We start from the raw sequence: 6535 nt of genomic DNA, 5'->3' as shown, positions 1-6535 counted from the left end.
AGGCAGGGGGGAACCGGCCGGTTCTCCCTGCCCCGGCCGGTTCCCCCCTGCCTCGGCCGACTTCCCGGCGGGTTCGTCGACCGCGGCGCGGAACACGTTCAGCAGCCCCTGTCAGGGGGTTGGCGTCGCGGGCTCGCGTGCCTAATGTACGAGCAGAACATGAGCCCTGCTCACATTTAAGGATCCGCGTGATCACTCACCACTCCGAAGCCCGCCTCTGGCTCCTGAGTACCCCCGGCACCTCCTACGCCTTCCGGCTGGACACCGACGACGTGCCCCGGCACGTGCACTGGGGCAGGCCGCTGACCCCGGGGCAGGCCGTCGCGATCGCGGCCGACCTGCCCGCCGAGGACCCCGGCGGCGACGATCCCGGCGGTGAGGAGTACGCGGTCGAGGGCGGCCTGCGCTTCGGGGCGCCGTCGCTGACCGTCCGGTTCGACGACGGCGTCCGCGGCTTCGAGTGGCGGTTCGTCTCGCACACGGTCGAGGACGACCGGCTCACGCTCTCCTTCACCGACCGCGTCCGCTCCCTCGACCTCGACCTGCACTACCGGATCCGGGACGGCCACGACCAGATCGAGCGCCGGGCCGTCCTCACCGCGCGGGAGCCGGTGGACGTCCTGCGGTTCGACTCCGCCGCCTGGACGCTGCCCGCCCGCGACGACTACCGGGTCAGCCACGTGGTGGGGGAATGGGGTCGGGAGTTCCAGCTCCGGCGCGACCGGGTGCCCGTCGGGGAGACCGTGTTCACCAGCCGCCTCGGCATCACGGGCCCGCACGCCGGACCCTGGCTGATGCTCGACGCGCATGACGCCGCCGAGGAGCACGGCGAGGTCTGGAGCACGTCCCTGGCCTGGAGCGGCAGCCGCCGGATCACCCTGCGCCGCGACCCCTACGGCCGCGTCTCCTGGACGGGCGGATTCGGCCACGAGGGCCTGGTCTGGAAGCTGCTCCCCGGCGAGCGCCTGGAGAGCCCCGTCTTCACCGGGCTGTACGCCCCCGACGGTTTCGGTGGCACCAGCCGCCGCTGGCACGCCTACGTCGAGGACCGGATACTGCCCGACCGGCCGGCCGAACGCCCGCTGATCTTCAACTCGTGGGAGGCGACCGGGTTCGACGTCACCGAGCGGCAGCAGACCGAACTGGCCGAGCTGGCCGCAGGGCTCGGCGTCGAGGCCTTCGTCGTGGACGACGCCTGGTTCGGCGCCCGCACCGGCGAAACGGCGGGGCTCGGCGACTGGTGGCCCAATCCCGACCGCTTCCCGAACGGCCTGGGCCCGCTCGCCGACCGCGTCCGCGCGCTGGGCATGGGCTTCGGCCTGTGGGTCGAACCCGAGGCGGTCAACCCCGACAGCGACCTGTTCCGCGCGCACCCCGACTGGATCCTCTGCCAGGACGGCCGTACCCGCACGCGCCGCCGCCACCAGCACGTGCTCGACTTCGGCCGTCGCGAGGTCCGCGAGTGGGCGGTCGAATGGCTGGTCAGGACCGTCACCGAGCTGGACGTCGTCTTCCTCAAGTGGGACATGAACCGGCCCTTCAGCGAGGCGGGGCGGCCCGGGGACGCCGATCCCGACCGGGTCTGGATCGGGCACACGCGAGGCGTCCACGAGGTGATGGACCGGCTGCGCGCCGCGTGCCCCGGCCTGTACCTGGAGTCGTGCGCGGGCGGCGGCGGCCGGGCCGACCTGGGCGTACTGGCCCGCGCGGACCAGGTCTGGACGTCCGACAACACCGACGCCGCCGACCGGGTCGCGATCCAGCACGGGTACGGCCAGTTGCTGCCCGCCCGGACCATGGGCGCCTGGGTCACCGACAGTCCGAACAGCTTCAGCGCCCGCCCGACCTCGATCCGGTACCGCTTCCACGTCTCGATGGCCGGGGCGATGGGCATCGGCGGCGACCTGCGGAAGTGGAGCGAGGAGGACCTCGCGTGGTCCCGGATGCTGGTCGAGCAGTACAAACGGATCCGGCCCGTGGTGCACGGCGGCGTCCAGTACCGCCTGGAGCACCACGCCGTGCAGTACATCGCCGAGGACGAGGTCGTCGTCCTCCGGTTCCAGCCGTCCGCGCTGACCCGTACGACCGCCCGTACCCGGCTGAAGGGCCTCGACCCCGACGCCCGCTACCGGGACGAGGACACCGGCGCCGTGCACGAGGGGGCCGTCCTGCTCTGCCACGGCCTCCCGCCGCTGCTGTCCTTCGACTGGACGAGCGATCTCGTCCACCTCAGGAGAGTGCCCCGATGACCCTCGCCTCCGAACGGCCCGAAGCCCTCGCCGAGCCGACCCGCAGGGTCGGACCCGGCTGGGTCGCCCTGTACGTCCTGGCCAACATCGGGATGTTCATCCCGATGCAGGCGCCGACCACGTTCCTGATGCCCGAGCAGATCGCCCGGATCGACCCGGCGGGGAAGGTCGGCAGCTACGCCTGGGTCAGCATGATGGGCGCGATCTCGGGCATCGTCATCGCGCCACTGGCCGGCGCGCTCAGCGACCGCACCACCAGCCGGTTCGGCCGCCGCCGGCCGTGGCTGGTCGTGGGCTCGCTGATCTGCATGGCGGCACTGGTCTGCCTCGGCGTCCAGACGACGGTCGTCGGGGTCGCGCTCGGCTCCCTCGTGCTGTCCGCCTCCTTCATGGTCATCGGCGCCGGGCTCTCCCCGGTGGTGCCCGACCTGGTCCCGGCCGGGCAGCGCGGTGTGGTGCTGGGCTGGGCCATGGTCCCGCAGGCCATCAGCATGGTCGCGGGCGGGCTGCTGATCGGGCTGGTCACGGGCTTCCCCGCGCAGTACCTGCTGATGGCCGCGCTGCCGCTGCTGATACTGCTGTTCGCGGCCGCCATGAAGGACCCGCCGCTCCCCCGCCGGCACCGCGAACCGTTCTCGCTGCGCGCCTTCCTGGACGGCTACCGGATCAGCCCGCGCGAACACCCCGACTTCGTCTGGGCGATGGGTTCCCGGTTCATCATGGGACTGGGCTACGGCCTGGGCACGCTCTACATGCCGTACTTCCTGGACGACGTCCTGCACTACGAGCAGCTGTTCCGCGGACAGTCCACCGAGGACGGCCTGCTCATCGTGATCGGCGTCAACTCCCTGGCCACGATCTCGACGGTCGTCCTCAGCGGCTGGCTGTCCGACCGGCTGGGCAAGCGCCGCATGCCGGTCTTCCTCGGCGGCCTCACGATGGCCGTCGCCGCGGTCCCGCTCGCGCTGTCGCCCACGTGGACCATGACGCTGGTCGCGGCCGCCATCATGGGGCTGGGCTACGGCGTGTACCTGGCCGTCGACACGGCCCTGGTCACCGAGGTGCTCCCGGCCTCGGCGGACCGCGGCAAGGACATGGCCCTGGCCAACCTGATGACTTCCCTGCCCTACGTCCTGGTCCCCCCGATCGCTGCGGCCGTGCTCGGCGGCCTGGGCGGCTACCGCTCGCTCTTCCTCTGCTCCGCGGCCATGTCCGCGCTGGGCGCGGCACTGGTCTGGAAGGTCAAGGCCGTCCGTTAGCGCCCGTCCTGCGGCTCCGGTCGGTCGTCGGCGGGCCGGAGCCGACCGTTCAGATAGCCGTTGAGGACCCGTTTGCACTCGGCGATCAGTTGGGAGTCGCCCTGCGGGTCGGTGCGGAAGGCCAGTTGCAGCACACTGTCCGCGCACTCCAGCGCCACCCGCACGGTGATTTCGAGTTCGGCGTCGCCCCGGACCCCGGTCAGGGTGGCGGTCAGCGCGCGCAGCCGTTCGGCGACCGCGGTGTTGTTGTCCAGGACCGGTTCCAGGGTGTGGTCCTGTCCCACCGCGCCGAAGTCGACCACGCCGAAACCGGTGATGGTCCGGCGCATGGTGACGAACTCGTCGACGGTCACGTCCACGAGGCCGGAGACGTCCTCGGGCTTCTCGTGCTCCAGCCGGGCCGCGACCCGCTCCAGGAAGGTCTCCAGGTTGCGGGCGGCGAGCGCGCCGATCAGTCCCTCCTTGTCGGAGAAGAACTGGTAGAGGGTGCCGATGGGCACCTCGGCCCTGCGGGCCACCTCCTTGGTCGTCAGCGCGGCATAGCCGACCTCGTCCAGGGTCTCGGCGCAGGCGTCCAGCAGCCGTTCGAAGCGTTCGACGCTGCGCTTCTGGACCGGCAGTCGGCGCAGCGTCCCTGCGGTGCGATCTTGATTCACGCTTCCATCATCCCACCGGACGGATTAACATGAGCACTACTCATGTTTCAGGAGGTTGGGCGTGACACTGGACCATCTGCCCGCGGACTTCATCTGGGGCGCCTCGACGGCGTCGTACCAGATCGAGGGCGCCACCGAGGAGGACGGCCGCGGACCGTCGGTATGGGACACCTTCGCCGCCCGCCCCGGCGCGATCCGCGACGGGCACACCGGTGACGTGGCCTGCGACCACTACCACCGGTACGAGGAGGACCTCGCGCTGATGGCCGAGGCGGGCCTCACCGGCTACCGCTTCTCCATCGCCTGGCCCCGGATCCGGCCGACCGGCAAGGGCGAGGTCGATCCCCGAGGTCTGGACTTCTACGACCGGTTGGTCGACGGCCTGCTCGCGCGCGGCGTCGAACCCGTCCCGACCCTGTTCCACTGGGACCTCCCGCAGGGTCTTGAGGACGACGGCGGCTGGCTGAACCGCGACACCGCGCACCGCTTCGCCGAGTACGCCGCCGTCATGGCCGACAGACTGGGCGACCGCGTCCGGAAGTGGATCACGCTCAACGAGCCGTTCATCCACATGGTCTGGGGTTACGGCCTCGGCATCCACGCGCCGGGCCGCGCCCTGTTCCTGGACTGCCTGCCGGTCGCCCACCACCAACTGCTCGGCCACGGCCTGGCGTCGGAGGAACTGCGGGCACGCGGCCTCCAGGTGATGATCGCCAACAACTGCACCCCGGTCTGGCCCGCCTCGGACTCCCCCGCCGACCTGGCCGCCGCGCAGGCCTACGACAACCTGCACAACCGCCTGTTCAACGACCCGATCCTCACGGGCGCCTACCCCGACCTGTCGGCCTTCGGAGCGGACGCCACCCTCGGCGGCTCCGTCCGGGACGGCGATCTCGAACTGATCTCGGCGCCCCTGGACGCGCTCGGCATCAACTACTACAACCCGACCCGGATCCAGGCGCCGACGTCCGAGGGACTGCCGTTCGAGGAGGCCCCCATCGAGGGCTACCGCCGCACCGCCTTCGACTGGCCCGTCGTCCCCGACGGTCTGCGGGAACTGCTCGTCGGCCTCAAGGAGCGCTACCCGGCGCTCCCGCCGGTCCACATCACCGAGAACGGCTGCTCGGTGGAGGACGTCGTCACCGCGGACGGCACCGTTCCCGACCTCGACCGCATCGACTACCTGGACGGCCACATCCGGGCCGTCGACGCCGCCGTGGCCCAGGGCGTGGACGTACGCGGCTACTTCACCTGGACCCTGATCGACAACTTCGAATGGGCGGAGGGCTTCCACCAGCGCTTCGGTCTCGTCCACGTCGACCACGACACCCAGGTCCGCACCCCGAAGGCGTCCTTCGCCTGGTACCGCGACCTCATCCGCGCCCAGCGCGGCTGAGCCGCCCACCGCCCGCCGGCCACAACGCTCCGCACGGCCCGCGGCACCTGTTCCCCTCCACACCGCTCGGACGCCGACGGCCCGGCGCGCGACGGCCCTCGGCCCCGCGCGCCCGAACGACCCGGCCGTCCGGGCGGTGTGCCGGTCCTCGACCGCCCAGGGACCGGGACCGGACCCGGGCCCCAGTCCCACGCCCCGGCACCGGGTCCGGTCCCGGATTCCCGCAGAATCGAACGTAGCGGACCGAATTTCTCAAAAACGCTTCCGGAGGCCGTCCGGAAGATTCTTAAGGTTCTCTTGAACCCCGCTTTCGGGTCGCATAAGAATCGCCTCGCACATCACGGACCGCCGCCCCGTACCATCGTCGAAAGGGCTGGACCGGGGTGAACTCCGGCCGCCCGAATCGGATATCGTCGGCAGCCGACGGCCGATGAGCCGTCAGGAATCGCCGATCGTGCCGTGCGCGAGCCCCGTACGTCTTCCGACCTGCGGCAGAAAAAGCTTCCCGGGAATCGGTGGGCCGCGTTCCGGCAAGTGAACAGGATCAGGAACAAGAAAAGTCATGCACGACTGGACAGGGCGGCTTCTGCCAGGAAATCCATGGCGTCGGGCGCCGTTTTCGGGCACGTCGGCGCCCGGGGTCGTCCATGGCGCCCCACACGCCTTCCGCCGTTCCGGCGCCCCACATGCCTTCCGCCGTTCCGAGTCGGCTCCGCCCTTCGACGGTGCGACGGTGAACGGCCGATGGTGATCCGTCCCCTCCCCCGCTCCGGGGCGCTCTCCGGCACCGGCCGTGCCCCTTCCCGCCGGTCGGCCGCGCCGAAGGACGCGGCATGACGGGGCCGCTGCCCGAGGGCGGGCGGGCCGCCCGTCGCAAGGCCGCGAAACGGGGTGGCAGGCACACCGCGCCGTCCCCCGGGCGTGCTGCGAAGCGCCGTGCCTCGCCCCGGTCCCGCGCCCCGCTCGCGCCCCCGG

General features: G+C 71.5%; 4 protein-coding genes. 3 read left to right on the top strand and 1 reads right to left on the bottom strand.

Features of this window, described 5'->3' with window-relative positions:
- The first annotated feature begins 182 nt into the window (after positions 1 to 182).
- Positions 183 to 2249, top strand: coding sequence for an alpha-galactosidase (locus EAO76_RS43825; protein WP_376037115.1), 2067 nt, complete (start codon positions 183 to 185; stop codon positions 2247 to 2249).
- Positions 2246 to 3508, top strand: a complete 1263-nt coding sequence (locus EAO76_RS43820; protein ID WP_148841766.1) for an MFS transporter — start codon at positions 2246 to 2248, stop codon at positions 3506 to 3508. The genes EAO76_RS43825 and EAO76_RS43820 overlap by 4 nt, the downstream gene beginning before the upstream one ends.
- On the opposite strand, the gene EAO76_RS43815 is transcribed toward EAO76_RS43820, so the two are convergent.
- Entirely contained in the window at positions 3505 to 4164 is a 660-nt protein-coding gene (locus EAO76_RS43815; protein WP_148841765.1) for a TetR/AcrR family transcriptional regulator, read from the bottom strand. The two genes, EAO76_RS43820 and EAO76_RS43815, sit on opposite strands and share 4 nt — an antisense overlap.
- Before the next feature lie 61 nt (positions 4165 to 4225).
- Here EAO76_RS43815 and EAO76_RS43810 point away from each other — a divergent pair, with 61 nt between their 5' ends.
- Positions 4226 to 5560, top strand: coding sequence for a GH1 family beta-glucosidase (locus EAO76_RS43810; protein ID WP_148841764.1), 1335 nt, complete (start codon positions 4226 to 4228; stop codon positions 5558 to 5560).
- Positions 5561 to 6535: the final 975 nt, after the last annotated feature.

This window comes from Streptomyces sp. sk2.1 (assembly GCF_008120935.1).
GTDB lineage: Bacteria > Actinomycetota > Actinomycetes > Streptomycetales > Streptomycetaceae > Streptomyces.
Note: the sequence above shows the minus strand (reverse complement) of the source record. Positions and strands in the feature narration are given on the sequence as shown.